This window comes from Paenibacillus sp. LPE1-1-1.1 (assembly GCF_040676435.1).
Classification (GTDB): Bacteria; Bacillota; Bacilli; order Paenibacillales; family Paenibacillaceae; genus Pristimantibacillus.
The window spans coordinates 16,739-41,679 of record NZ_JBEGHY010000002.1 but is presented as its reverse complement, the minus strand read 5'-3'; the positions used below and the strand labels follow the sequence as shown (position 1 = coordinate 41,679).

General features: G+C 51.2%; 23 protein-coding genes. 14 read left to right on the top strand and 9 right to left on the bottom strand.

Annotated elements, in window-relative coordinates:
* Position 1 precedes the first annotated feature (1 nt).
* Positions 2-2,017: a M1 family metallopeptidase gene (locus tag MRBLPE1_RS09645; protein WP_364144719.1), complete on the bottom strand. Its 2,016-nt coding sequence runs from the start codon at positions 2,015-2,017 to the stop codon at positions 2-4.
* A 106-nt stretch (positions 2,018-2,123) separates the two neighbouring features.
* Here MRBLPE1_RS09645 and MRBLPE1_RS09640 point away from each other — a divergent pair, with 106 nt between their 5' ends.
* From MRBLPE1_RS09640 to MRBLPE1_RS09620, 5 genes are all read left to right on the top strand, one after another.
* Positions 2,124-2,648, top strand: coding sequence for a YwhD family protein (locus MRBLPE1_RS09640; RefSeq protein WP_364144716.1), 525 nt, complete (start codon positions 2,124-2,126; stop codon positions 2,646-2,648).
* A 299-nt stretch (positions 2,649-2,947) separates the two neighbouring features.
* The gene (locus MRBLPE1_RS09635) at positions 2,948-3,400 is read left to right on the top strand and encodes a sigma-70 family RNA polymerase sigma factor (RefSeq protein WP_414698861.1); all 453 of its coding nucleotides are present in this window, start codon (positions 2,948-2,950) and stop codon (positions 3,398-3,400) included.
* Positions 3,397-3,975, top strand: coding sequence for a zf-HC2 domain-containing protein (locus tag MRBLPE1_RS09630; RefSeq protein WP_364144712.1), 579 nt, complete (start codon positions 3,397-3,399; stop codon positions 3,973-3,975). Before MRBLPE1_RS09635 ends, MRBLPE1_RS09630 begins: the two co-directional genes overlap by 4 nt.
* A 34-nt stretch (positions 3,976-4,009) precedes the next feature.
* On the top strand, positions 4,010-5,191 hold the full coding sequence (locus MRBLPE1_RS09625; protein ID WP_364144710.1) for a hypothetical protein: 1,182 nt from the start codon (positions 4,010-4,012) through the stop codon (positions 5,189-5,191).
* Positions 5,188-5,871, top strand: coding sequence for a hypothetical protein (locus tag MRBLPE1_RS09620; RefSeq protein WP_364144708.1), 684 nt, complete (start codon positions 5,188-5,190; stop codon positions 5,869-5,871). The genes MRBLPE1_RS09625 and MRBLPE1_RS09620 overlap by 4 nt, the downstream gene beginning before the upstream one ends.
* Before the next feature lie 77 nt (positions 5,872-5,948).
* Here MRBLPE1_RS09620 and MRBLPE1_RS09615 read toward each other — a convergent pair whose 3' ends face one another.
* The 7 genes from MRBLPE1_RS09615 to MRBLPE1_RS09585 form a co-directional block, all read right to left on the bottom strand.
* Entirely contained in the window at positions 5,949-6,983 is a 1,035-nt protein-coding gene (locus tag MRBLPE1_RS09615) for a GNAT family N-acetyltransferase (RefSeq protein WP_364144705.1), read from the bottom strand.
* A gap of 200 nt (positions 6,984-7,183) precedes the next feature.
* The gene (gene cyoD, locus MRBLPE1_RS09610) at positions 7,184-7,513 is read right to left on the bottom strand and encodes a cytochrome o ubiquinol oxidase subunit IV (protein WP_364144702.1); all 330 of its coding nucleotides are present in this window, start codon (positions 7,511-7,513) and stop codon (positions 7,184-7,186) included.
* Position 7,514: 1 nt separating this feature from the next.
* On the bottom strand, positions 7,515-8,156 hold the full coding sequence (gene cyoC, locus MRBLPE1_RS09605) for a cytochrome o ubiquinol oxidase subunit III (RefSeq protein ID WP_364144700.1): 642 nt from the start codon (positions 8,154-8,156) through the stop codon (positions 7,515-7,517).
* Entirely contained in the window at positions 8,156-10,126 is a 1,971-nt protein-coding gene (locus tag MRBLPE1_RS09600; RefSeq protein WP_364144698.1) for a cbb3-type cytochrome c oxidase subunit I, read from the bottom strand. The genes cyoC and MRBLPE1_RS09600 overlap by 1 nt, the downstream gene beginning before the upstream one ends.
* A 62-nt stretch (positions 10,127-10,188) precedes the next feature.
* Positions 10,189-11,193 (bottom strand): ubiquinol oxidase subunit II, encoded by a 1,005-nt coding sequence (cyoA, locus tag MRBLPE1_RS09595; protein WP_414698860.1) that lies wholly within the window; start codon positions 11,191-11,193, stop codon positions 10,189-10,191.
* A 284-nt stretch (positions 11,194-11,477) separates the two neighbouring features.
* The gene (locus MRBLPE1_RS09590; RefSeq protein WP_364144695.1) at positions 11,478-11,759 is read right to left on the bottom strand and encodes a hypothetical protein; all 282 of its coding nucleotides are present in this window, start codon (positions 11,757-11,759) and stop codon (positions 11,478-11,480) included.
* Positions 11,760-11,940: 181 nt separating this feature from the next.
* Complete coding sequence (locus tag MRBLPE1_RS09585; RefSeq protein ID WP_364144692.1) at positions 11,941-14,043, bottom strand: transglycosylase domain-containing protein; 2,103 nt, start codon at positions 14,041-14,043, stop codon at positions 11,941-11,943.
* Positions 14,044-14,387: 344 nt separating this feature from the next.
* On the opposite strand from MRBLPE1_RS09585, the gene speE reads away from it, so the two are divergent.
* Entirely contained in the window at positions 14,388-15,215 is an 828-nt protein-coding gene (speE, locus tag MRBLPE1_RS09580; protein ID WP_364144690.1) for a polyamine aminopropyltransferase, read from the top strand.
* Between the two features lie 36 nt (positions 15,216-15,251).
* Positions 15,252-16,121 carry an agmatinase gene (gene speB / locus MRBLPE1_RS09575; protein ID WP_076271583.1) on the top strand — a complete coding sequence of 290 codons (870 nt, stop codon included), beginning with the start codon at positions 15,252-15,254 and terminating at the stop codon, positions 16,119-16,121.
* 148 nt (positions 16,122-16,269) lie between these two features.
* Here the strand turns inward: speB and MRBLPE1_RS09570 are convergent, their stop codons facing one another.
* Positions 16,270-16,917 carry a GntR family transcriptional regulator gene (locus MRBLPE1_RS09570; RefSeq protein WP_364144688.1) on the bottom strand — a complete coding sequence of 216 codons (648 nt, stop codon included), beginning with the start codon at positions 16,915-16,917 and terminating at the stop codon, positions 16,270-16,272.
* A gap of 193 nt (positions 16,918-17,110) precedes the next feature.
* Here MRBLPE1_RS09570 and MRBLPE1_RS09565 point away from each other — a divergent pair, with 193 nt between their 5' ends.
* From MRBLPE1_RS09565 to MRBLPE1_RS09535, 7 genes are all read left to right on the top strand, one after another.
* Positions 17,111-18,073 (top strand): phosphate/phosphite/phosphonate ABC transporter substrate-binding protein, encoded by a 963-nt coding sequence (locus MRBLPE1_RS09565; protein ID WP_364144685.1) that lies wholly within the window; start codon positions 17,111-17,113, stop codon positions 18,071-18,073.
* 31 nt (positions 18,074-18,104) lie between these two features.
* Positions 18,105-18,905 carry a phosphonate ABC transporter ATP-binding protein gene (gene phnC / locus MRBLPE1_RS09560; protein ID WP_364144682.1) on the top strand — a complete coding sequence of 267 codons (801 nt, stop codon included), beginning with the start codon at positions 18,105-18,107 and terminating at the stop codon, positions 18,903-18,905.
* Positions 18,906-18,907: 2 nt separating this feature from the next.
* Complete coding sequence (phnE, locus tag MRBLPE1_RS09555) at positions 18,908-19,699, top strand: phosphonate ABC transporter, permease protein PhnE (RefSeq protein WP_364144679.1); 792 nt, start codon at positions 18,908-18,910, stop codon at positions 19,697-19,699.
* Positions 19,699-20,532: a phosphonate ABC transporter, permease protein PhnE gene (gene phnE / locus MRBLPE1_RS09550; protein WP_364144677.1), complete on the top strand. Its 834-nt coding sequence runs from the start codon at positions 19,699-19,701 to the stop codon at positions 20,530-20,532. The genes phnE (MRBLPE1_RS09555) and phnE (MRBLPE1_RS09550) overlap by 1 nt, the downstream gene beginning before the upstream one ends.
* A gap of 38 nt (positions 20,533-20,570) precedes the next feature.
* Positions 20,571-21,590: a tyrosine-protein phosphatase gene (locus MRBLPE1_RS09545; RefSeq protein WP_364144675.1), complete on the top strand. Its 1,020-nt coding sequence runs from the start codon at positions 20,571-20,573 to the stop codon at positions 21,588-21,590.
* A 228-nt stretch (positions 21,591-21,818) separates the two neighbouring features.
* Complete coding sequence (locus MRBLPE1_RS09540) at positions 21,819-24,020, top strand: bifunctional 2',3'-cyclic-nucleotide 2'-phosphodiesterase/3'-nucleotidase (protein WP_364144810.1); 2,202 nt, start codon at positions 21,819-21,821, stop codon at positions 24,018-24,020.
* Positions 24,021-24,397: 377 nt separating this feature from the next.
* A complete protein-coding gene (locus MRBLPE1_RS09535) occupies positions 24,398-24,907 on the top strand; it encodes a DNA-deoxyinosine glycosylase (protein WP_364144673.1) in 510 nt (169 codons plus the stop codon).
* Positions 24,908-24,941: the final 34 nt, after the last annotated feature.

Here is a 24,941-nt window from a genome sequence, read left to right as displayed (position 1 = left end):
CTTACCAGCTCAGCGACCCGAGCAGACCTTCAATCAGCTTGACTGTGCCGAGGCTCCATCTCGTCCGCGTTTCCTCAGGCAATTGAGCCTGCATATAATTGTTAATGAGCTTATTATCGAGCACATTGCTGTAGCTAGGATCGACAATGGCCCATTCAAGCGGAGCGGAATGCACCTGCTTGTATTGCATATGGGATTCCTCGGCGTTCCACAGCTTCGTCACTTTGGAACCGTCTGTAAATTTCATCAGCACCTTGATGTCGCCGTTGCTGCCGCCGTTCTTTTTGACGAGCACAATCGACTCATACATCTGGGCTCCATCCTGCGTAACCGGGCGCACATGGATGGATTCAATAGAGAAATCCGCCATTTGATCGTCATAAACGTATTGGCTGAAATAATCATGCCATTTCTCTTTGGTTACCTGCTCGACAACACGCTGAAAGTCAGCGGTGTTCGGGTGCTTGAATTTATATTTTTGAAAATAAGTGCGCAAGATTTTTTGCATCGTTCTGGAGCCGACTTTGTTTTCTATTCCGACAAGCACGAGCTTAGCCCGCATATATACGTTTTCCGCGTATTGCGAGTGGCTGCCGTAGGTCCATGACAGCTGCTTGAGCGGCGCAGGGTCAGTCATATAACTGGCTTCCATTCGCAAATTCGACTCTAAACCATAAGCGGTTTCCATGACTTTATCCTCGGCGTAGGACGTAAAGCCCTCGTCCAGCCACGCCTCTTCGAACTCGTTGGAGGCAACCATCCCGTACCAGTATTGATGTCCAATCTCATGGACAACCGTTCGCTCGAGATCGTAGCCGGGGTTTTCCTTCTCCGCGGCGAAGGCGGTAATGAGCGTAGGATATTCCATGCCGCCGGCACCATTTGCCCCTTTCGGAGGCACAACGACCGACAGCGTGCTGTAGGGGTACTCGCCGTACCACTTCGCATAGCTGGAGAGAGCGGATTTGGCGGCATGCATGTAACGGTCCTTTAGAGCGGCATGCGTCGGATCCAGGTAAAGCTTAATCCGTACGCCTGGAATGCCCGTATCGGAGTAAGCCGTCTCTTCATAGACAAAATCCGGAGAGGCTGACCAGGCAAAATCATGTACGTCATCCGCGTAAAATTGGTAGATCTTCATCTGGTCTTTGATTTCAATGGGCTTGGTTTGAAAGCCGGTAGCAGCAACGGTATAGGCCTCAGGTACTTTTATCTTTACGCTGTATATGCCGAAGTCGCTGTAAAATTCAGAATTTCCATGATATTGATGAACGTTCCACCCTTCGGCGGTACGTCCCCTTGTTCCAACCGGCTCGTAGACGGCAAGCTTCGGAAACCATTGCCCCGCCATGACGAAATTCCCGGAGTAGCCCATTCTTGCAAAAACCTCGGGCAGCTTCACCTCATAGCTCATTTGCAGCGTGACGGATTTGCCTGGGGCAACAGGCTCAGGCAGCCGTATTTTGGCCAAGGTGAAGTCGTCGGCGTTGCCGTCATCGGGCTGCACGTATTGCAGACGCGGCAGCAGGCTCTCGCCTTCAAGCGTTTCCAAGGATAGCAGCTTCATGTAGCCTTGGCTGTTCAGGGTTGCCTTGTCCTGACGGAGCTTGCCGCCGGACTCCTTCATGAACGTGGATTGCTCGGACTGAAAGGCATTCGGGTACAGATGGAAGTAGAGCTCGGACACTGTTTTTTTGCCTGGGTTGGTCCATGTCACGGTCTGGTCGCCGTTTAACCGTTTCGCGTCATCAACTAAATGCACGCTGATATGGTATTCCACGATTCGTTGGCTGAGCTCCACAGGCTTTGGCGTCATGACCGTGTTTGGTTCCTGCACGACTGGCGGCTTGGACGATTTTGGCGCAGGGGCTGGTGCTTGCTTGGCTTTGGCGGCGGGGGCGAAAGCATAAGTATATTGGGATTGCCAAGCATTCCCGAAGCCGTATTGCACAGATATACCGAGCATCACGACTGCGAGTATTACGAGTAAAATTCGTTTGAAATAGCGTGGAGTCATTGAACGTTTCCCTCCCGTTGACAAGCATCTACAGCATGTATATGTTTGCTTTTCGATGATTATTAGCTAAAATGGAATTATTGTATTGGGGAAGGTGTGAATACGCATGACGGAAGAACAAGGACAGCCGGCTCAACCGGAAAAGAAGGAAAAGAAATCACTGTCGCTCAACGTAGTGAGCAACAAACAACATAAAGGCTTTGGCGCAGGGACGATTGATTTGAGCTCTGTATCCTGTGTCATTATCGATGATGGCGTCGCTTATATCGATGTAGGCGCCATGCATGCGAAGAGCAAAGTGGAACGCGGCATTAAGTTTACGCCGAACAAAGAGGATACGCCAAACGGCCGCCAGTGCTGGATCGTATGGGTAGCCGTCGACCGCAACGAGGAAGGCTCGTATTATGCCGGGGCAACGGCATGCGAGATGCTTATCGATTCCGAGGCGCGCCGCGGCTGGAAAATTCTTGCGGACCACGTCAACAAGCTGGATCATTCCATTAAACGCCGCTATAACTTAACGGAGCTTGGCGAGGTGGAGAAGGCCGCGCTTCGCAAGCTTCTGGTTGAGCATAACCAGGAGTGGTGGGACCGTTCGCCGGAAGAGCTTAAGCAAGCGCTGAACGTGTAAAAGCGAAGCGCAGGCGCATACGCATGTGCCAATAAGGGATGAGAACCCCCGTCATTCGTATGGAAGACCATATGAATAACGGGGGTTTCTGCGTGCTTGGAAGCTAGTTGAACGTGCACGAAAGTTTTTTTGTTTTTAGTGCAGGGTAAGATGGACCGGCCGGCGTCTATTAGATTGGGAAGGAGGGGAGCGACATTCAGGACGAGGATTGGATCATTGCGGTACAAAAGGGCGGGCCCGAGCATTATGGACCTTTCGTGCAGGCATATGGTCCTTACATATATAGAACAGTCTTTGCCGTGCTTCGCTCCCCGCATGATGCGGAGGATGTAACGCAGGAAGTGCTGCTGCAAATCTATCGCTCCCTTCCGGATTGCCGTTTAGACGGACTGAAGACGTGGATTACAAGGATTGCGGTTAACCGGTCGATTGATTTCAAACGAAGCAGGGCCCGCCGTCCGGAGGAGTTGGCGGACAGCGATGCGATGTCGGAGAGAATGCAGGAAGAAAACTCCGTCATGCCGGCTGCGGAGCTCGTTGCAATCGAGCAGGCTGATCGGCAGCAGGTTCGCGAGCGGGTGGAAGAAATGCCGGATAACTACCGGGAGGTCGTAACCGCATTTTATATGGAGGACAAGTCGTATGAGCAGATAGCGGCTGAAACCGGGCTGGAGCGTAAAAGCGTAGAGTCCAGGCTGTACCGGGCACGAAGCTGGATGAAGCGCCACTGGCGGAAGGAGGATTTCGAATGAGGAATGAGCACATACCGCAGCATCGAATGAATCAATATGTAAACGACAGCCTGACAGAGATTGAGCGGGCGGAGGTTGAGCGGCATTTGGATGGCTGCGATTTCTGCTTGGGTCTCTTTATGGCTGCGATGGCATCGTCTGAGGGCGAGGAGCATTCATCCTTATACGGCGGAGATAGCAAGACTTCTCGCATACCTCTTCCCGATATGGCGCTGCTTGAACAGCGCGTTGTTGGGCAGCTGCTAAGCGAACAAGAGCTCCATGAGGCTAAAGCTGAGGCACCGGGCTTATCAGCGGCCAAGCATGAGAAGCCTCCCCGCCTGCGCACATGGCTGCAGCACCCGGTGACCCATTACACGATAGCGGCCTCCATTACGCTGCTGCTGCTTTTCAGCGGAACCTTTGCGACCTTCTCGCAGAAGCTGGCGCAGCTGGATATGAATGAGAACATGCAGGAGTCCATGCCTCCGAAACCGCAAGCCGGCAACGATAAGTACTCGGAATCGTGGTCGGACAAAATAGTCGATCAAACCGGAACCTGGTTGGATGGCTTGAAAGCGACCCGTTTTAAATAATAGAAAACAAGGACATGGAAAGGAAGGATAGCTGATGAATAAAAGCCCTTTAGTGGCGTTTTTGCTGGCATTTTTGCCCGGCGTAGGACATGGCTATATAGGCAGGCCCGTGCGCGCGGTGCTGTATGGGGGAGGTTTTTTTGGATCGCTGGCTTTGCTTCTGCTCTTATCGATGGCTAACGGGTCAGGTAATGATGAAGTAATCGTGCTCTTGATGCTTGCCTTTTTTGTCTGGGTCATTAATATGATCGATATGCTGTTTACCCTGCTGGTAGGCAAAGGAGTATCGCGGCATCCTGCACATACAACACAGCATTACCCGAATGAATATCCTGCGGATCACTTCGGTCCCGGCTTTGTGCCCTTGGAGTTCGAGCAGCAGCGCGAGAAATCGCGGACGATTTTGTTCTCCCTCATTCCGGGCCTTGGCCATATGAATATGGGACTCATGCAGCGGGGTATAACCATTCTGATTTCGTTTATCGGATGGTTCGCGATTATTGTCTTTTTAAGCGCAATCATTCACAGGGGAGAGCTGCTTATCTTCCTGCTTGCCCTTCCGGTCATCTGGATATACAGCATGTTTGACGCGATCAGCAAGCTGCATGCCAAGCAGCGCGGCGAGCATTTGGCGGATCGCGCCATATTCGAGGATATGGAAGCCTACATTGCTTCGGGGCGCAAAAGCAAGGTGCTTGCTATCGCGCTATCGATTTTCCCTGGCGCAGGCCATCTCTATTTAGGTCTGCAAAAACGGGGGCTGCAGCTGATGGGCGGCTTTCTGTTGACTGTTTTTATTATGGATAATTTGCGGTTGTCGCTGTTTTTCTTCCTGCTTCCGCTGTTCTGGTGCTTCGCTTTCTTCGATGCGCTGCAGCAGACATCGCGTTACGAGCGTGAGACGCTTGCGGATGAGCCGGTACTGACACAGCTGGTTCCTTATCAGCGCTGGTTTGGCTTCGGGCTGCTAGGCTTTGGTGTTTACTATTTGCTCGACCGTGTGGCCGCAGAGGTCACATCCCACTTTTCAAATGAGATCTATAGTCAGTATATGGCGGTCAAATATATGATTCCAACGGCGGTTGTTGCTTTCATTATGATCATTGTTGGGTTGCGATTGGCATTCGGCAGCAGAGCGGCTGCGGATAGAGGCAAGGGAAAACCGCCTGAACTTCCACCGACGTTACTTGCTAAGCGCGGGGAGGAATCGCGGTGAACCCCGTAAATATGGCGAACCCAGCGGTTAATAAACCGGAAGGCATGCGTACCTGGCGCGTCGGCTCCTTATCGATGGGGGTTACGCTGATGCTGATGGGTACCGCGCTTGCAGTATCGCTTTGGCAGGATATAGAGGCCTATGATGTATTGCTGTGGGTGGCTCCCGTTGTTTTTATCATGCTTGGGTCAGAGCTGCTGCTTTATCTGAAGTTCTCAAGCAGCGAGCGGGCGATCGTGCGCTACGACTGGATGAGCGTTTTCTTCGTGGGAGTCATTGGCACGGCCAGTCTCGGACTCGCCCTGATGATGTCAACGGGCCTATTCGATGAGCTGCAGAGAGGCATGCAGATGACCCAGCGCTCAGCCTTCGTGGATACAAAGACCGTGAAGGTGCCGGATGAAATCACTAAAATCGTTGTCCACGCTTGGGACGGAGTGACATTCGAGCAGTCCGATACGAGCGAGCTGAAGCTTCTGGGGCAAGTTCGTTATTGGTCGGCGGAGAAGATGGAGCGGCTGGATAATAGACTGCTGCAAACTGAAATTGTAGGCAAAACGATGTATGTTATGGTAGGGGCGATCGAACGCCGGGATGGCGGGTTGATCTCGGATACGGTTCATCCGGAGCTGACGTTAATCGTGCCGCAGGGGATAGAGGTTGTGGAGCAAGGACGATAGCATGAAATGAATTTATGTCATTATGGCATGATGAAGGGCTGTTCTAAGGTCGTCGACCTTAGGACAGCCTTTTATGCTTATTTTGAAGCCTTGCCGTGAAGGCTCAGACTAGCTAACACTTCATTAAGCGGTGCTAGAAGCCGGTAGGAGCCGCGAAGCGGAACATAACCCAGCTTGCGATTGATTCGGAGTATTGGTTCGTTAGTGGAGTCGTTATCCGTGCGAATATAGGAAGCGCCATGGCGATTGGCGAGCTGAATCGCTTTAATTTTTAAGGCCTGCGCCACCTTCCGTCCGCGGTATGCCCGGCTCACGCCGGTATATTCATGGTACATGCCATTGGTTTGCTTGTTATGCAGGACGTTCGTTACGCCTACGAAGGTTTCTCCGTCCGCCGCGATAATCACTCGTTCAGGAGCATAGCCGACTACTTGCAAATACCATTTTCTCCATTCGTTTATCGCGGGCACTTCTCCCATAAAACCGGGGATATCCACCAGCGTTTCTTTATAAAGCTCATAAAGCTTGAGCTCGCTTTCGTCGCCGGGCTCATCCGCAAGGGTTAGAAACCGCAAGCCTCCCAACGCGGGCGGATCGGGAATTAGCGCGGCTTGGCTTCCCTCTTCGTTCTCTAACCGCAGAAGCGACTGGAAGGCATGGCGTTCTTTCACAAAAGCACGGCGGCTTGCAAACTGCTGGGCATCCTCGTTATCATCCCACACTTCCGCCAAAAGTGTGGTCGCACCGAGCTTCGATGCCCATTCGCCTACGTGAAGCAGCAAGCGCTGCCCGATACCTTGTTTACGGTACGCTTCGGCAACCACGAGGGTATTGCACAAATGTCCGGGCTCTGTCCATGGCGCTCGCCATGACCAAGCATAACCGACAATTTCTCCTTGCTCATTGACCGCAACCTGCCGCTCCCGGTCGTATCCGGCAAGCAATCCGTTGTCATCCATCCACGTATGTCCAACCTCGTAAAGCTTCTGGTCATCCTCAAGAAGACGCTCTGCTGAAGTCGGCTCCGACCATACTTGGTTTAGTAATCCTGCAAGCTGCTCATAGTCATCCGGCAGCTGCAAGGGACGAAGAGTAATGGTTATCGTGATCACCTCTTGTTTGTATTTACTTCACTTATAGGAAAATTATGACATAAGTAGAGCGGCTGTCGGAAGGGAGAGTTTGGCTATAAACAATAAAGAACGTACGAGGAGGGCAGCGGCTGCTTGCATAGGCAAGAAAAAAACTGCGCCGCAGTCACTAGGACATTGGCGCAGTTTATTATCGAACGATTTCATTGCACGGCTAGCTGTCAGCCTACCGCATTGTAAGTCATGATCCAAATGGAGCCGGCAACGATCGTCAGCAAAATGACAAGGCCGAAGATGAGCGCCATCAGATTGAACCGCGGTTTCTCCTCGTCTCTAATGTGCATGAAGAAGAGGAGCTGTACGGCAAACTGCAGGACGGCCATCACAAGGATAAGCACCGTGGTAGCTTTTTTGCTGAGCATATCATTCATCACGACAACGAGCGGGATAATCGTCAAAATGATAGAGAAAAGGAAACCGATGACATAGGATTTCATCGAACCGCCATGGGAGCCGTGTGCATCATGCGCATGCGTATCATGCTTTTCCATCCTACATCACCCCCATCAAGTAAACGATCGTGAACACGAAGATCCAAACGACGTCCAAGAAATGCCAGTACAAGCTGATGATGCCGACCTTGCGCTTCGTGACGGGCGTGATGCCGCGGCGGCCGAGCTGAAGCATCAGTGCGATCATCCAGACCAGACCAACCGAAACGTGAAGGCCGTGAGTCCCGACGAGAACGTAGAAGGCGGACCAGTATGCGCTGGTTCCGATATTAGCGCCCTCATGTACCAAGTGCATGAACTCGGTTACTTCCAGAAAAATGAATGCTGCGCCGAGCAAAGCGGTAATGGCGAGCCAAAATATGAGGCCGCGCTTGTTGCCTTTGTTCATCTCAAGAACGGCAATACCGCTTGTGAAGCTGCTTGTCAGGAGGATGAAGGTTGAAATAATGATTCCGTTCATCTCGAGCAGCTCCGCGCCTGTCGGTCCTCCGTCCGTATTGAGACGAAGGACAACAAAAGTGGCGAACAATGTTCCGAAAAGAATTACGTCAGTTATTAGAAACAGCCAGAAGCCGAACATTTTCATCGATTCTTGGTCATGATGCTCGTCATGGTGACCGCCGCCGTGACCGGCACAGTGTCCGCCATGCGCTTCTGCTGGAGTAGAAACTGCATGTGCCATTATTTTGTCCCCCTTAACGCGGCTTCCGTACGCTCAATCTCATCCACCGGAATGTAATAATCGGTATCGTAAGAGAACGAACGGGCAAGCATGCAAATGGCTACGCCGATCAGGCCCGGTATGGCCATCCACAGCCAATCCCATACGAAGCCGAAGCCTGCTGTGAACCAGCAAAGCGACATGATGAACGGAATACCCGAGTTTTTCGGCATATGAATCGGCTCAAGCGGAGCCAAAGGCTTCGCAGGCTGGCCGTTTGCAATACGCTGCTTCTCTTCCCACCAATCATCTTGGCTCGTAACCTGCGGCAAGCGAGCAAAGTTGTAGAGCGGAGCAGGAGATGGAATCGACCATTCGAGTGTACGGCCGTCCCATGCGTCGCCGTCTTTCTCTTTCTTGAAGAACTTAATGCTGTGAGCGATTTGCCATACTTGGAAAATAAATGCGACACCCATTAAGAATGCTCCGACTGTCGATACGACGTTGAGCGGCTGCCAGCCCATATCAAAGTCGTATTCGTTGAAGCGACGCGTCATACCCATTAGGCCAAGCGCGTATTGCGGCATGAAGCAAACATAGAAACCAATGTTCCAGAACCAGAATGCCCATTTGCCAAGGCCTTCATGCAGGCGGAAACCGAACATTTTCGGCCACCAGTAGTAGAGGCCCGCGAAATAACCGAACACGACGCCGCCGATCAGCACCTGATGGAAATGCGCGATAAGAAAGTAGCTGTTATGGAACTGGAAGTCAGCCGGCGCAACGGATAAAAGTACGCCGGTCATCCCGCCGACAACGAAGCATGGAATGAATGCAATCGTCCACATCATCGGAGTCGAGAATTTGATACGGCCGCGGTACATCGTAAACAGCCAGTTGAATACTTTCACCCCGGTAGGGATTGCGATCAGCATGGTCGTCAAAGCGAAGAACGCGTTGACATTCGCGCCGGAGCCCATCGTGAAGAAGTGATGCGCCCAAGTGAAGAACGAGAAGAAGCTAATGGACATAAGAGCAAACACCATTGATTTGTAGCCGAATAGCTTTTTCTTCGAAAATGCGGATACGATCTCGGAGAATATGCCGAATGCCGGCAAAATAACGATATAAACCTCGGGATGTCCCCACATCCAGATGAGGTTGATGTACATCATCGGATTGCCGCCGCCGTCGAGCGTAAAGAAATGCGCCCCCAGATAGCGGTCAATGAATAGAAGGAATAACGTAACGGTTAGAATCGGAAAAGCGAACATAATGGTAATGCAAGACGAAAGCACGGACCATACGAACATCGGCATTTGCATGAGCTTCATGCCTGGCGCGCGCATTTTCAAAATCGTTACGACGAAGTTGATCCCTGTAGCCAAGGAACCGATACCTGAAATTTGGATACCCCAGATATAGAAGTCCTGGCCAAGGCCCGGACTGCCTGAAAGCTCGGAAAGCGGCGGATAAGCCAGCCATCCTGCATCCGGCGAGCCGCCGATAATGAAGGAAACGTTAAACAGCATCGCTCCAAAGAAGAACATCCAGAAGCTAAGGGAGTTCAGGAACGGGAATGCAACGTCGCGGGCTCCGATTTGGAGCGGGACAACGATATTAAATAAACCGAACATGAGCGGCATCGCCATGAACAAAATCATAATAACGCCGTGCGTGGTAAAGATCTGGTTATAATGCTCCGGATGCAGGAACTCAAGCTCGGGAGCTGCCAGTTGAACACGCATCAGCAGCGCATCGACGCCGCCGCGGAACAACATAAGAATGGATGCGATGATGTACATGATACCGATCTTCTTATGATCGACGCTGGTTAGCCATTCGGTCCAAAGCCAACGCCATTTTTTGAAAAAGGTGAGCACGAATATGATCGCGACGAGCGACAAGCCGATGGATACTTGAGCCCCTAAAATAAGCGGATCGCCAGTAACGAAAAATTCGGATGCGAATTCTTTAATTTTGTCTAACATGAGGGGTCCTCCTAAAAGTTTGTCGAACAAACTCGCTTCTTAAGCATTCGCTTGTTAGCGGGTTAATGGCCCGCATGGTTTTGAACCGTCGATTCAGTGTTACTGGCATTATGGTTATGCGTCTCGGTCTCGGTCGAATCCGCCGGAGCAGCGTGCTCGTCTGCGGTTGCGGCAGAATCTTCTTCCGTGCTGCCATGATGCTGATGAGCACTGCCTCCGCCGTTCACATATTGCGTGACCACTTTATTGAATAATCCTTCAGGGAAGCTGGAGAACAGCTGTACATCCGAAGCGCCAGGCTCAGTCAGTTTCTCAAAGCCCTCCATGGTAAGCTCAGGAGAGGTTGTCTTAACCTCGTCAATCCATGCTTTATAATTCTCTTCGGTGGTGGCGTCCACTTTGAACGTCATTTGCGCAAAATCCTTGCCTGTGAAGTTCGCTCCGGAGCCGTAATAGCTGCCTTGTTCATCGGCTTGCAGGAAAAGGGTCATGGCCATGCCCGACATGGAATAAATTTGTCCGCCAAGCTGCGGAACCCAGAAGGAGTTCATGGCTGTATCGGAAGTTAATTGAAACTTAATCGGCACATCTTCCGGTATTTTAATGTAATTGACGGTTGCGATATCTTCTTCCGGATATTTGAATAACCATTTCCAGTCCAGCGAGGTTACTTGGATCGTAATTGGCGCTTTAGCCGATTCAATCGGTTTGGATGGCTCCAACGCATACGTGTATTTAACGGTGACGATTGCCAAGATGAGGATCGCAACAATCGGAATGCTCCACCAAGTAATTTCAAGCTTCGTGCTGTGCTCCCAATTTGGTTTATAGGAAGCTTTGCTGCCGGGCTTATCGCGGTACCGCCAGACGATAACAGCTGTCAGGATGAGTACGGGAACGATAATAACCGCGCATAGAATGGTTGAAAAATAAATCAAATCTTTCTGAGACTCGCCGATAGGCCCTTTTGGATCGAGCACGATAAATTGCTCGCCGCAGCCGGTAAGCATAACGGCCATTAGCATAATGAATACGGGTGTCAGCACACGAAGAAACGGTCTCATCATCAGTTCAACTCCTCAAAATTACTGCTTACGACTACAATAGCAGATCCGCAAGGGAATAACTGCGGGGTTAACAATTACGACAATAATTCGTCTTTTTTCTGTAATAGAAAGTTCACGGCTTAGACAACTGTTACATTTAGGAACATCGCCGCATGGAATACCCTACCTTATCATTACCCAAAGATCGAATGGGCGTACCATTAGAAACAAATAGACAGCCCCATTCGGATAGTATCCGAGCGGGGCTGTCTATTTGTTTCTTAAGATAGGGGCAGTATTTGCCGTTATTGTTGATTTGAATCGTTCGACTGCTGCTCTTGGTTTAGGCGGGCATGGACCAAGCCGATCGCTGTGCCGATAACATAAATATGAACGCTGCCGATTAGAAATCCGATGCCGACCATAAGTCCAACATTTTGATCGCTGAAATGGCTTAAATTGACTAGGCTAAGTAAAACGCCAACGGCTAAAACGACCCAAGCGATCGCAGTCATTGCTTTGACAAGACGCTTGACATCTGATTTTGAATGCTGAACGTGGCTTATTGTTGCTGTTTTTGTTGTCATATTGAACACTCCCGATTAATTGTAAGTGTTTTCTTATGTTCACTATACCACAACATTATGCTTTTGTTCAAAGAAAATTCACTTTTTGATCATAAATCGGACAAAAATGTGCAGAGGTCACGAAGGCATCATCGGCGGCAGAAGGGAGGCGGCCTTTGAAATCATCAAGGGCCGCTGCTCTTTAGTCTGTCCACCAACGCTTTAAGTCACTCCACCAAGATCCTTTTCCTGCCCCGTTTTTACCGTCTTTGCCGGCGCCGCCTTCGCCGGCAGCGGCAGGCTCGCCGCAAACCTCGGTAGGCTCCGTTCCGCTTAAGAAGGCCTCTAGACGCCTATTCGGACAGCTTCCTTCCGCAAGCTTGCCGCTCGTCGGATCGATATATACGCTGACGACCCCTTCGGGGATCGGGAAAATCTTCGGCGGTATGGCTGCGAGCGCCTGTTCGGTGAACTTAGCGAAGATCGGCGCTGCGCGATAAGCTTCGGCAACCGTGAGTTTACGATCCTTGTCATAGCCGACCCATACGGCGGTGGCGAGCTCAGGCGTATAGCCGACCAGCCAGGCATCGGTTGGCGTAGTGCCTGTTTTTCCCGCGACGGGGCGCTTAATCATGGAAGACACCCGAAATGCGGTGCCGCCTTCTTCAAATACGCTTTCCATTAAGCTGGTCATGACATAGGCTTCCGCAGCGGACACGGCTTGCTCGGCTTGCTGCTTCGCTTCATATAATACCTGTCCTTTACGGTCCTCGATACGGATAATCGCAATCGGCTCGGCATGAATGCCGCCGTTTGCGAATGTGCCGAAAGCGGATGCCATTTCGAACGGGCTGACCGGAAAGGTGCCAAGCGCCAGCGAAGGAACAGGCTGCATGGGACTGTCGATTCCGAGCTTTCTGGCGGTCTCAATCACTTTGTCGGCGCCAACGGTCATAATGGTATTGACCGCATAAATATTATCCGAGCTTGCCAGCGCCTTCCGCATGTCAATGAGCTCATTCAAGTATTTATCGCCATAGTTATGCGGTTCGTAGGTTTTGCGCCCTTCATCGTAGGTGAACACGGTCGGCTCGCTCATATACCGGGTTACCGGCGACATGAAGCCGCTTTGCAAAGCCGTTAAATACAGGAATGGCTTAAAGGAGGAGCCGGGCTGGCGCGTTTTGGCAAAAACGCGGTTATATTGGTTTTGCTTATAGTTTCTGCCGCCGACCATCGCTTTGATATACCCGTTACGCGGATCGATGGCGATAAGCGCCGCTTGCTGCTCCGAGCTCTCCGGAATCCCCTCCGCAATGACCTCCTCGGCCGTTGCTTGCGCCTCCGGATTCAGTGTCGTATAAATCGTAATGCCGCCCTCGTTCAGCAAATGCTCGTCGATGCCCAGCTTGTCCACGGCAACGTACCGGATATAATCGCGGAAATACGGAGCAAAGCCCTCCTGCGAGCCGGAGCCGAGCGTTTGGAAATCCAGGACCTCCGCATAAGCTGCGTCTGCCTGTTCGGATGTAATGGAGCCGCCCTCAAGCATGGCTTGCAAAATCGTAAGCTGGCGGTCTTTGGCGTTTTTCATGTTCAAGTAGGGGGAATAGTATTTCGGCCCCTTCGGAATGCCTGCCAGCATGGCGCTTTCCGCCAATGAGAGCTCGGAGGCATGTTTATTGAAATACATCATGGCCGCGGCTTCGATGCCGTAAGAGCCATGCCCGTAATAAATTTGATTCAAATACATGCCGAGTATTTCGTCCTTGGAGTAGCTCATCTCAAGCTGAACAGTGTACATCGCTTCCTTCATTTTGCGCTGCCAGGTACGCTCATGCGTCAAATAAAGATTGCGCGCCAGCTGCTGCGTGAGCGTGCTCGCGCCCTGCCGGGCAGAGAAGCTTTGGACGTTGACCATCACGGCGCGGGCCATACCTTTGACATCAAAGCCGCGATGGTCGTAGAACCGCCTGTCCTCAATCGCTAAGGTCGCTTCGATGACGTAATGCGAGATGTCCGAGAGCTGTACGGAACGGCGGTTTTCTCCGGCGTGAAAGGTGTCGATGACATTTCCCTGCAAATCGATCATCTGCGAGGTTTGGCTGATGGCGGTGACCGGAAGCGATTGCGTGCGCAAGTAGATGAGCGTGCCGGCCATGATAAGCAGGAATAGGGTGAACGCCGCTATGGACCAGCGCAGCCATCTTTTCATTTTCAGAACATGGGGAAGGAACCTTTCAGTTATGTAGGGTATAACAGGCTGACGTCGCGTCTTCCCCTGCCGGTTGGATGATTTTTTCATGGAGCGGGCTCCCTTCCGTGCAAACTTCGCTTTTCCTTAGTATGGAAAAACAGGGAACTTACTATTCAAGAATAGCCGTCGATTGCCTAAATATTTGGCTGCTGCCGTTGAAAATGGTTGTTTATCGTCAGAGGGGGGAAACCGCGAGGCGGTTTGCGAAGGATAATTGCGAAGCGCGGGTGTTATGCTACAGAAGATATAATCATCTTAGAAAAATCAATGGATATATGGAAAAACCGTTCAAAATACATTAACATGGTAGTCGCTACTGAACACTTGTAGTAGGGGTATAATTTTACTATAATACAGGTTGAACGATTGAAGGAAAGAAGGGATTTTACGACATGGAATTGTGGTATACGGAAAAACAAACAGACAGCTTCGGCATTACGGCGAAGATTACTAAAACTTATGTTAATGAACAAACGGATTTTCAACAGCTGGATATGATCGAAACCGAAGAATTCGGAACGATGCTTGTGCTTGACGGCATGGTTATGACAACGGTTAAGGATGAGTTCGTTTACCACGAGATGGTTGCGCATCCTGTTCTTTTCACGCATCCGAATCCGGAGTATGTGCTGGTTGTAGGCGGCGGAGACGGCGGCGTCATTCGCGAAGTCATGAAACACCCGAAAGTGAAAAAGGCTGTACTTGTCGATATCGACGGTAAAGTAATCGAGTACTCCAAAAAATACTTGCCATCCATCGCTGGCGAGCTCGACAACCCGCGCGTTGAAGTGCTTGTAAACGACGGCTTTATGCATATTCATGATCATAAAAATACGTACGACGTTATCATGGTTGATTCTACGGAGCCAGTAGGCCCTGCTGCCAACCTCTTTACCAAAGGCTTCTACCAAGGCATTTACGAATCCTTGAAGGAAGATGGCATCTTCGTTGCGCAAACGGATAACCCTTGGTTCAAGGCTGACCTGATCCAAAGCGTAAATAAAGACGTGAAGGAAGTATTCCCGATCGTTCGTGTTTACGGCGCGAACATTCCAACTTACCCGAGCGGTCTGTGGACGTTCACGATGGGCAGCAAAAAGTACGATCCGACTGCTGTTGACGAAACGGCAATCCCGGAAATCGAGACGAAATATTATACGCCGCGTCTTCACAAGGCTGCATTCGTGCTGCCTAAATTCGTAGAAGATCTTATTAAGTAACAAGCGGCTACGCTATAGAAGGAGAGGACAAGCCTCATGAAATTGGATCAAAAATATTCGGGCAATGTCTTCATTTTGAGTTCGGACAATTATGAAGCTTCCAAAGCGGTTATCTACGGCATGCCGATGGATTTCACGGTCAGCTTCCGTCCGGGCTCCCGATTCGGCCCCCCGCGCATCCGCGAGGTGTCGATCGGACTCGAAGAATACAGCCCTTACTTAGACCGCAGCCTCGAGGATATCGAATATTTCGATGCCGGCGATTTGCTGCTGCCTTTCGGCAACGCGGCGCGCAGTCTGGAAATCATCGGCGAATTCGTTCGCGGCGTTCTGGACGATGGCAAAATCCCTGTTGGACTCGGCGGCGAGCACTTGGTTTCTTGGCCGATTTTCCAAGAGGTGTACAAGAAATACCCTGATCTTGCGATCATTCACTTCGACGCTCACGCTGATTTGCGCGAGTCGTATGAAGGCGAGCCGTTGTCGCACTCCACGCCGCTTCGCAAAGCAGCTGGTTTAATGGGCGGACAGAACATCTACCAATTCGGTATTCGTTCGGGTTCCCGCGAGGAATGGCAGTATGCGCGCGAGAACATCAACTTCCACCCGTTTGAGGTTCTGGAGCCGTTGAAAAAGGTACTTCCAGAGCTTGAGGGCCGTCCGGTTTATTTGACTATCGATATCGATGTGCTTGATCCATCCGCGGCGCCTGGTACAGGTACGGCGGAAGCGGGCGGTATCACATCGAAGGAGCTTATCGAATCGGTGCATGCCATCGCTCGTTCCGGCGTGAATATCGTCGGCTTTGACCTCGTTGAGGTTGCGCCGGCTTATGATCCGACAGAGCAAACGCAGATCGTAGCGGCTAAGGTCATCCGCGAGATGCTGCTCGGTTTCTTGAAATAGCATTTGTTACAGGCGTAAACGCCGTCGCCATCCATTGGCGGCATAAGTTCGTTTCGCGGAGAAATAGAAGAAATCAAATAAAGGCTTCGCCGCCAGCGGTAATCATCCCGCTTGGCGGCGAAGCCTTTTTGGTATGGATTTGCCCCCGCTAGAACCGTCCGTTATCGAACATGCGGCTGCGCGCATAGGTGTAAGCGCCTTTCGCCATGCGCCGGGCTTCTTCGTCATTGCCCGCCTTCAAGGCGTCGTATATCGATTTGTTCAGCATATTGGCCGAATAATGCTTGATATGAGGCGTCATTTTGTAATTGATGTAAGAGGCCATGGCCATTTTATCCACGTACATGTCCATAATCGCCATCATCGCATGGTTGTTGATGGAGGATACGATAATACGGTTAAACAAAAAGTTGTTTTGAATATACGTGAAATAATCATCCTCCTGCTCCGCTTTGAACTGACGCTCCAAGCACTCCTCCAGCTTTGCCATGTCTATGCTGCTGTTTCTTTCCGTCTTTATGTCAATGGCGTAGACGAGCAGCGACATCATTGCTTCATACATATCAAGCATTTCTTTGCCGCTGATTTCCTTCACCAGAACGCCGCGGTTTTTGAGCGAAACGACAAAACCCTCCGATTCAAGATGGGTAATGGCATTGCGGACAGGCGTGCGGCTCATTTGCAGCTCTTCGGCCAGTTCGTTTTCGGATAAAAGCGTTCCGGGCATGAGTTTGCCACCTATAATTCTCTCACGAAGCGTCGTATAGGCCGTATTCATGAGCGTTTGTGATGTCATGGCTCTATTTCCTTTCACTTTCATAATTGCTTTTCATTTGGTTAACCCCATCTTAACAGTCCCGCTTTCCAGTCCGCAATATGATTTCGAATTTAACAATATCTCAAAACTACGCGAACATTGCATTGACATTCAACTTGTATTCTAGTTGCGTACCAGATGAATATTCAATAGAAATATAGGAGGCTATACGGTGCTAAAGAAAACAGGTGTACAAATGGCTCTTGTCATAACAGCGGTAATACTGGTGCTTGCAGGGTGCGGTCAGAAATCAAACAACGCCGATAACGGCAGCGTAAGCGCGGATGGTAAGGCAAGCACGGAGGAAGCAGCAGCGTCAACCAAATGGCCGGAAGTGCTTCGAGTCGGAAATCTTCCGATGGAAGACGGCGAATCCTCCCGTAACGCAGATCAGTTCGCTAACGATCTTGGCGAGTACCTCGGCATAAAAGTGGAGACGTTCGAGGGCGAGGATTACAACATGATGATTGAAGCGGTGCGCTCCGAAAAGATTGATGTTACGACGTTCGGTCCCTTCGGCTACATTATTGCGGTAGAGAGAAGCGGCGCCAAGTTGCTCGCCGCGATGAACAACGGTCCCGGTACCGAAGGCACCAGCGTAATCATCGTGCCGAAGGATTCCCCGGCCAAAACGGTTGAGGATCTGAAAGGCAAGAGCTTCTTGTTCGCCGATCCGGCTTCTACGACCGGACACTTGTATCCGCGTGCGACATTGATGAAGAAGCTGGGCATAACCAATGACGAGATCGAAACCTACTTCAGCAACGTATCGTTCTCGGGCGGACATGACAAATCGCTTCTTGCCATTGCCAATGGCGATGCTGATGGGGCGGCAACATGCAGCCAGTGTATCAAAATGATTGCGGATGCCGGATTGATTAAGGAAGAAGACGTACGCGTGATTGCCGAGTCGGACAAGATTCCAGGCGGTGGAGCCTTATCCTACCGAGATGGTTTGCCGGCTGATCTTGTAGAGAAAATGCGGGAATTTGCACTCGGCTATAGCAAGGAGCATCCCGAGTATTTTAAAGCATTGGGAGTGGCCGGCTTCTTCCCTGCGGAGGATTCAGACTTCGACAGCGTCCGCGAGGTAGCGAAGATGCTCGAGATGTCGCCTGAGGAAATGCTGAAATAGAAATTGATCGAGGATGAGGAGGACAAGTGAAATGGCATTGCTGCAGGTAGAGAACTTGAAGAAGGTATACGCCGACGGAACGGCCGCGCTAAACGGTATTGATATGAAAGTGGAGGCAGGCGAATTCATCGTGGTGATCGGACCGAGCGGAGCGGGAAAGAGTACGCTGCTCAGATGTTTGAACCAGATGGTTCAGCCGTCCTCGGGCAAGGTGCTGTTCCAAGGGGTAGAAACAATCGGAGCGGGCAACCGCAGGCTGCAGCGCATCCGCCGGGAAATGGGCATGATTTTTCAAGGCTTCAACCTGGTTGAGCGTGTGTCCGTTCTCACCAATGTCCTCCACGGCCGGCTCGGTTATATGAGCAGCTGGCGCGGCGCGCTCGGTCTGTACGCAAAATCGGATGTGCGGGAAGCGACTCGTTTGCTGGAACGGGTCGGGCTGGGCGAACAAGTGCATAAGCGGGCTGACGAGCTTAGCGGCGGACAGCAGCAGCGAGTCGGGATCGCGAGGGCACTCGCGCAGAAGCCGAAGCTGATTTTGGCCGATGAACCGATAGCAAGCCTAGATCCTGCGTCGTCGGATATCGTTATGAATAGCTTGTATAACTTTTGCAAGGAAGACGGTATTGCCTGCGTGTGCAATCTGCATCAAGTCGATGTTGCCAAGAAGTATGCAACCCGCATTATCGGCATCTACAAAGGGACTAAGGTGTTTGACGGCACGCCGGAGCAATTGACCGACGACATGATTGATCTTATTTACAACCAGAACAAAAAAGCTCACGCCACGCACGCAGATTCTATCCATTCGAAGCAGAAGGAGACGGCATAAGGATGAAAGCAGAGCAGCTTCAGATGGTAAAGCGCAGCAAGCGCAATCAACTCATTATCATGGCCTTGTTTTTGGCTGCGCTGACCGTTTGGTCTGCGGTTGGCACGGACTTCACGCCTGGTGCGCTCTGGAGCGGGCTTGGCGATGGCGCGCGGTTTTTGTTCGTCGACTTAATGCCGCCCGAAGTAGCTTCTTTCCCGGGATTGATCGAACCGGCATTAGATACGATTTATATGAGCTTCGTGGCCATGGTGATTGGCGCAGTCGTAGCGGGTTTCCTGTCTATTTTCGCCGCAGCGACAACTTCGCCGCATCCCGTCCTGCAAATTGGGCTCCGGGCGTTCTCGGCATTGTTTCGCAACATTCCCGTTATCATATGGACGATTCTGCTCGTTGCATCCTTCGGTCTCGGCAAGCTGGTCGGCACGCTATCACTCATTATTGTGTCAATCGGGATGCTGGTGCGCTGCTTTGCAGAGTCATTAGAGGAAATCGATATGGGGCAAGTAGAGGCGATGCGGGCAACGGGCGCTGGCTATGCCCAGGTGATGACGCAAGCGGTGCTGCCGCAGTTTCTGCCAAGCTTTGTAGGCTGGTCGCTCTATAATCTTGAAATTAACGTTCGGGCGTCCACGATTGTCGGCATGGTGGGAGGCGGCGGATTAGGTTTTACGATTCAGTCCGGACTTAAGTTGTTCCAATATAAAGAGGTAAGCATGGCCGTGCTTCTTGTGCTTGCGATTGTACTCGTGACGGAATTTATGACGAATCGGATTAGGGAGCGGATTATTTAATGGCTACTGTAATACGGTCGGATGAATTGTCCAAGCAGGAAGCAAGGCCGGCTCAAAGCATGCGATCCAAGAGGAATCGGACGCTCAAGCTGTACGGTATATTCGCTGCATTGTTTTTTGTTTTCAGCCTGGTCCAGTTGGAGCTCGATTACAGCCGATTGCTCCCGGGCATCGGAAAGTTTGCAAAGACGGTGGGCCTCATGTTCCCGCCTGACGCCTCGCAGTGGAAGCATGTATTGCTGGCGGCGGTCGAATCGATTCAGGTAGCTATACTAGGCACCGTTATCGGTATTGTTATTGCCTTTTTCCTCGCCTTTCTGGCGGCTGACAACATTGCGCCCAATAAAACAGTAAGCTGGCTCATCCGCAGCTTTGCTTCACTGCTGCGGGCTATCCCAACGCTCATTTGGGCGCTGATCTTTATCGTTGCGGTCGGCATGGGGCCGCTGCCCGGGGTACTTGCGATCATGGTCCATGCGGTAGGCGGGCTGATTAAGGTGTTTGCCCAGTCGCTGGAAGAGGTAGATGAGGGTGTGATTGAGGCCATGCGTGCGACAGGGGCAAGCTGGCTGCAAATCGTGCTGCAAGGGGTGCTGCCCTGTGCCTTATCGGCGCTGCTTGCTTGGTGCGTCATGCGTTTCGAGGGGGATCTTGCGGAATCGACGATATTAGGCGCGGTTGGCGCGGGCGGTATCGGATTTGAGCTGTCGCATGCGATGCGGAGCTACCATTTTGACCAAGCTTTATTTGTAGGCCTTGTTATTTTCCTGATGGTATTCAGCGTGGAAATCGTGTCCAACCGACTAAAATTAAAAATGAGAATGCGCGCCTAAATCGGGCAAGCGTTCCATGATAGGGAGAGAGAGCTAAAATGAATCTTCAGCAAACGGAAGTCATCGCGCAGTCTATCGAATTAAAAATGGTGCGCATGGGAGAAAATCAAATTCAAATTTCATGGCATCCGCCGGTCAAGTTGGAGAAGGTTGCCATCTATAGAAGCGCGGCTAACGAATTTAATGAAGCGGAGTCGCATCTCATTGCGATTGTGACGCAGGGGAGCCAGTGGACGTTCCAGGATCCGCAGCCGAATGCAAGGGGATATTATTATGTCAAGTTTAGCGAGAGCATGGTCATATCGGTCACGGACCGCGTGCTGCCGCTGGAGGGCGCCCTAAACTTCCGCGATATGGGCGGTTACGTAACGGAGGACGGCAGAAGAGTGAAATGGGGCTCGCTGTTCCGGTCGGCTGACTTGTCGCGCTTGTCGCCAACCGACCTGCCATATCTGAAGGAGCTGGGCATTCAATGGATTTGCGATTTGCGCACGGCCGAAGAGGTCGCGCTTAGCCCGAGTCCGCAAATCGGAATCGAGCAAAATGAAAATTTGTCCTTTATGCCGACAGCGAACCCGAATCTGATGTCGGCGTTAGCCGGCATCACGGAATCGATGCTGGTTGATATGAACCGTCATATGGTGGGCAATACGGCCCTTACTTCCGCTATCCTGCAAAAGCTGCTTGAGGGCGGCGGCGCTCCGGCCTTATTCCACTGCGCGGCAGGCAAAGACAGAACCGGCTTTGTATCTGCTGTCCTCCTGCAAGCGATGGGCGTGCCGCGCAGCACCGTGCTGCATGATTATGCGCTGACGAATTTGTTCACCGACCGTTTCAAAGAACAGTGGAATGGCGCAAACCAAGCACACGCGCCGTTTATGAGCGAGCTTACGCCCGCAGTGGCTCAAGCGCTTATGGAAGCAAGGCCGGCTTACTTGCAGGCATCTTTTGATGAGATCGACGCGCGCTATGGCAGCTTCGAGCAGTACTGGGAGCAGGCGCTGGGGTTCACGCAAGCAGACCGCGAGAAGCTTCAATCCATGTATCTCACGCCATAGAAACGATAACAATAAGAAACCGCTGGCATGCCGTGCGGTTTTTTTGCGTTTGTCGCGGATTGTTCGACAAAATGCGCACCTCCTCGTCAAAAACGTTGAATGACAATTCTGAATATTTAAATTATGATAATTTAGGAAAACATTGGATCATTATGTCCTAGCATCAGGGCTTCTGCGTTCAGAAAGAGATTAAAGGAGGAGTTAGGAGTGGCGAAACCGTACAAATCGATGTGGAAGGGAACTTTTGCGGCTGTCATTTCTGCCAGTCTCGTCGCAATGCCGATTACGGCAACGGCTGAAACGGGTACGGGAAGCACTGTGAAGCTTCGTATTATGGAAACGTCGGATCTGCATGTGAACATGGTGAACTACGATTATTTCGCGGACAAGCCTACGGATGAATACGGGCTGGCGAAAACGGCGTCGCTTATTAAGAAAGCCCGGCAGGAAGCCCCGAACAGCTTATTATTCGACAATGGCGATCTGATTCAAGGCAATCCGCTTGGCGATTACGTCGCGACCGTCGACAAGCTGCAGCAGGGCGAAACTCATCCTGTCTACAAAGCAATGAATTTGCTTGATTATGACGTAGGCAATTTAGGCAATCATGAATTCAATTACGGTCTTTCATTCTTGGAAACCTCCTTGGCAGGTGCAGATTTCCCATACGTCAATGCCAACATCTATAAGGACGATGGAGATAAAGACGAAACGAATGACGTTAATTTATTCGAGCCGTATCTCATTCTCGACAAGGAAGTCACGGATAGCGCCGGCGTAAAGCATAATCTGAAGGTGGGGGTAATCGGCTTTGTGCCGCCGCAAATTACGCAATGGGACAAAGCGCATTTGGAAGGAAAGGTGACCGTCAAGGATATCGTGAAGACGGCAGAGAAGTTCGTGCCGGAAATAAAGGCCAAGGGTGCGGATCTTATCGTCGCGATACCGCACTCGGGATTTGAGGATATCCCGCAAACGCCGCTGATGGAAAACTCGGTGCTGTATTTAAGCAAAGTAGCGGGTATTGACGCGATTTTGTTCGGGCATGCGCATAAAGTGTTTCCCGACAAATCCTTTGAAGGCAAGAAGGGGGTCGACCTTGCCAAAGGCACCATTAACGGAATTCCGTCTGTTGAACCGGGCTTCTGGGGGAATAACCTCGGCATTATCGATCTTACGCTGGAGAAAAAGGAAGGGGAATGGACGGTTACCGACTCGAAGGCCGAGGTGAAACCCATCTATGATACGGTCAACAAGATGCCTTTAGTTGAGGCTGACCAAACCGTTATCGATGCCGTAAAAGAGGATCATGAGCATACGCTGGAGTATGTGCGGGGACCTGTCGGTAAAACAACGGCATCCATCAATAGCTGGTTTGCCCTTATTCAGGACGACCCCTCCATACAAATCGTTACCAATGCGCAGAAATGGTATGTCGAGAAGCAGCTTCAAGGGACGGAATACGAGGGCCTTCCCGTCTTGTCGGCGGGCGCGCCGTTCAAAGCAGGCGGCCGCCAAGGGCCAAATTATTATACGAATATTAAAGCAGGCGACATTGCGATAAAGAACGTTGCCGATTTATATTTGTACTCCAATACGGTGAACGCCGTGCTCGTCACGGGTGCGGAGCTTAAGGAGTGGCTCGAGTGGTCAGCGGGGCAATTCAAGCAGATCGACGCGAAGAGCAAGGAGAAGCAAGAGTTGATCAATTATGATTTTCCAACGTATAACTTCGATGTCATTGACGGCGTCACCTATCAAATCGATGTCACGCAGCCGCAGAAGTATGAAGCGAACGGGGTTCTCAAGAACGAGGGGGCGAAACGGATTGTCAATTTGCAGTTTGGAGGCAAACCGATTAAAGCGGATCAAAAATTCGTTGTAGCTACCAACAACTACCGCGCATCCTCCAGCAAATTCGCCAACCCTGACGGTAAACGCATTATTCTTGCCGCACCCGACGAGAACCGCCAGGTTGTAATCGATTATATCCGATCCTTCCAGACGATTAATCCTTCAGCCGACGGCAACTGGTCGCTCGCTTCGATTAATGACACGGTGAATGTCACGTTTAAGACCTCTCCGGAAGCAAAAAGCGCGGATGAAACGAATAAATCGATTGCCTTCACTGCGGATACGGAAGACGGATATGCGGAGTTTAAGCTGGACTTGGGCAAAAAGGCCGCCGTTGTGCCGCCGGAAAAGCCAGCGAAGCCAGATACAGATTCTGATGCTGAGCCATCCAAGCCTGAACAGCCGGTTGTCTCCGTGACTCAGGACACTGTATACACGGTGAAACCGGGCGATACGCTCTTTGCCATTGCGAGGAAGTACGGAACGACATGGCAGAAGCTGGCCGCCTATAATAAGCTGAAAAACGCGAGTTTGATTTATCCGGGCCAAAAAATTAAAATACCTGCTAAACAGTAGAACGCGTTGTTCGAAAAGCGGCTGTCACAGAAGGCTGAGTGCCTGATGGTGGCAGCTGCTTTGATTTCCGGCAGCATCCGCTTGCTAGGCCAGCCGTGCCTGCATGAGGGCAAAATAGCTGGTTTATACGGTTCAAATTGCTGATTTTGCTTTAGTATGGACAATAAGGACCTCGCGGTGTTCGCAGCAGCTCAAAGGCTGCAGTGAAGAGATGGGGGTGCTTTTGGGCGATTAAGGTAAGTTCCCGATGCGCAAACTACGGTGTAGCCTATAGACCGGCATCCGGCGGCCTTCATGTGCTGTATGCAGCGGACGCGCTGGCATGGAATTCTATTTTGTCGAAATATCAAACGAATTCATATATTGGGGGATGTTTTATGCGCATATATTCGTTTCCGCCTGTTATTGATGAACGCGCGCGCGTGCTGATCTTAGGGACGGCGCCCAGCGTGAAATCACTGGAGCACCAGCAATTTTACGCACATCCGCAAAACTTTATGTGGCGTATTATTTACCGTTTGTTTAACGATTCCGACATGGATCCCGTATATGAAAACCGCCTTGCTTTTCTGAAGGAGCATCGCCTGGCGCTGTGGGATGTGATGGAGTCCTGTGAGCGGGAAGGCAGCTTGGACATGAATATTCGCGCGGAGGTGCCTCAGAAATTGCCGGAGCTTGTTGCCGATTACCCCGGGCTGCGCTGCTTTGCTTTTAACGGAGCCAAGGCTTACGACACCTTTCATAAGTTTTACCGCGGGCATGACAGCTTTCAGCATATCACGCTGTTGAAGCTTCCTTCATCGAGTCCGATACCTACGCCGAAAATGAGAACACTGGAGGATCGGGTAGAGGCGTGGCGGGTAATTGTGCCGTATGCTGCAACTTAACCGTGCTCTAGCGTTGAAATTAAGAGGCTTCCTG

Coding starts and splice junctions, on each gene's coding strand:
- cyoA (WP_414698860.1), bottom strand. CDS start 11,193: ATGATGAGACCGTTTCTTCGTGTGCTGACACCCGTATTCATTATGCTA.
- MRBLPE1_RS09600 (WP_364144698.1), bottom strand. CDS start 10,126: ATGTTAGACAAAATTAAAGAATTCGCATCCGAATTTTTCGTTACTGGC.
- MRBLPE1_RS09585 (WP_364144692.1), bottom strand. CDS start 14,043: ATGAAAAAATCATCCAACCGGCAGGGGAAGACGCGACGTCAGCCTGTT.
- phnE (WP_364144679.1), top strand. CDS start 18,908: ATGAAAGCAGAGCAGCTTCAGATGGTAAAGCGCAGCAAGCGCAATCAA.
- MRBLPE1_RS09645 (WP_364144719.1), bottom strand. CDS start 2,017: ATGACTCCACGCTATTTCAAACGAATTTTACTCGTAATACTCGCAGTC.
- MRBLPE1_RS09640 (WP_364144716.1), top strand. CDS start 2,124: ATGACGGAAGAACAAGGACAGCCGGCTCAACCGGAAAAGAAGGAAAAG.
- MRBLPE1_RS09590 (WP_364144695.1), bottom strand. CDS start 11,759: ATGACAACAAAAACAGCAACAATAAGCCACGTTCAGCATTCAAAATCA.
- MRBLPE1_RS09535 (WP_364144673.1), top strand. CDS start 24,398: ATGCGCATATATTCGTTTCCGCCTGTTATTGATGAACGCGCGCGCGTG.
- cyoC (WP_364144700.1), bottom strand. CDS start 8,156: ATGGCACATGCAGTTTCTACTCCAGCAGAAGCGCATGGCGGACACTGT.
- MRBLPE1_RS09625 (WP_364144710.1), top strand. CDS start 4,010: ATGAATAAAAGCCCTTTAGTGGCGTTTTTGCTGGCATTTTTGCCCGGC.
- MRBLPE1_RS09545 (WP_364144675.1), top strand. CDS start 20,571: ATGAATCTTCAGCAAACGGAAGTCATCGCGCAGTCTATCGAATTAAAA.
- cyoD (WP_364144702.1), bottom strand. CDS start 7,513: ATGGAAAAGCATGATACGCATGCGCATGATGCACACGGCTCCCATGGC.
- phnC (WP_364144682.1), top strand. CDS start 18,105: ATGGCATTGCTGCAGGTAGAGAACTTGAAGAAGGTATACGCCGACGGA.
- MRBLPE1_RS09540 (WP_364144810.1), top strand. CDS start 21,819: ATGTGGAAGGGAACTTTTGCGGCTGTCATTTCTGCCAGTCTCGTCGCA.
- MRBLPE1_RS09630 (WP_364144712.1), top strand. CDS start 3,397: ATGAGGAATGAGCACATACCGCAGCATCGAATGAATCAATATGTAAAC.
- phnE (WP_364144677.1), top strand. CDS start 19,699: ATGGCTACTGTAATACGGTCGGATGAATTGTCCAAGCAGGAAGCAAGG.
- MRBLPE1_RS09570 (WP_364144688.1), bottom strand. CDS start 16,917: ATGACATCACAAACGCTCATGAATACGGCCTATACGACGCTTCGTGAG.
- speB (WP_076271583.1), top strand. CDS start 15,252: ATGAAATTGGATCAAAAATATTCGGGCAATGTCTTCATTTTGAGTTCG.
- speE (WP_364144690.1), top strand. CDS start 14,388: ATGGAATTGTGGTATACGGAAAAACAAACAGACAGCTTCGGCATTACG.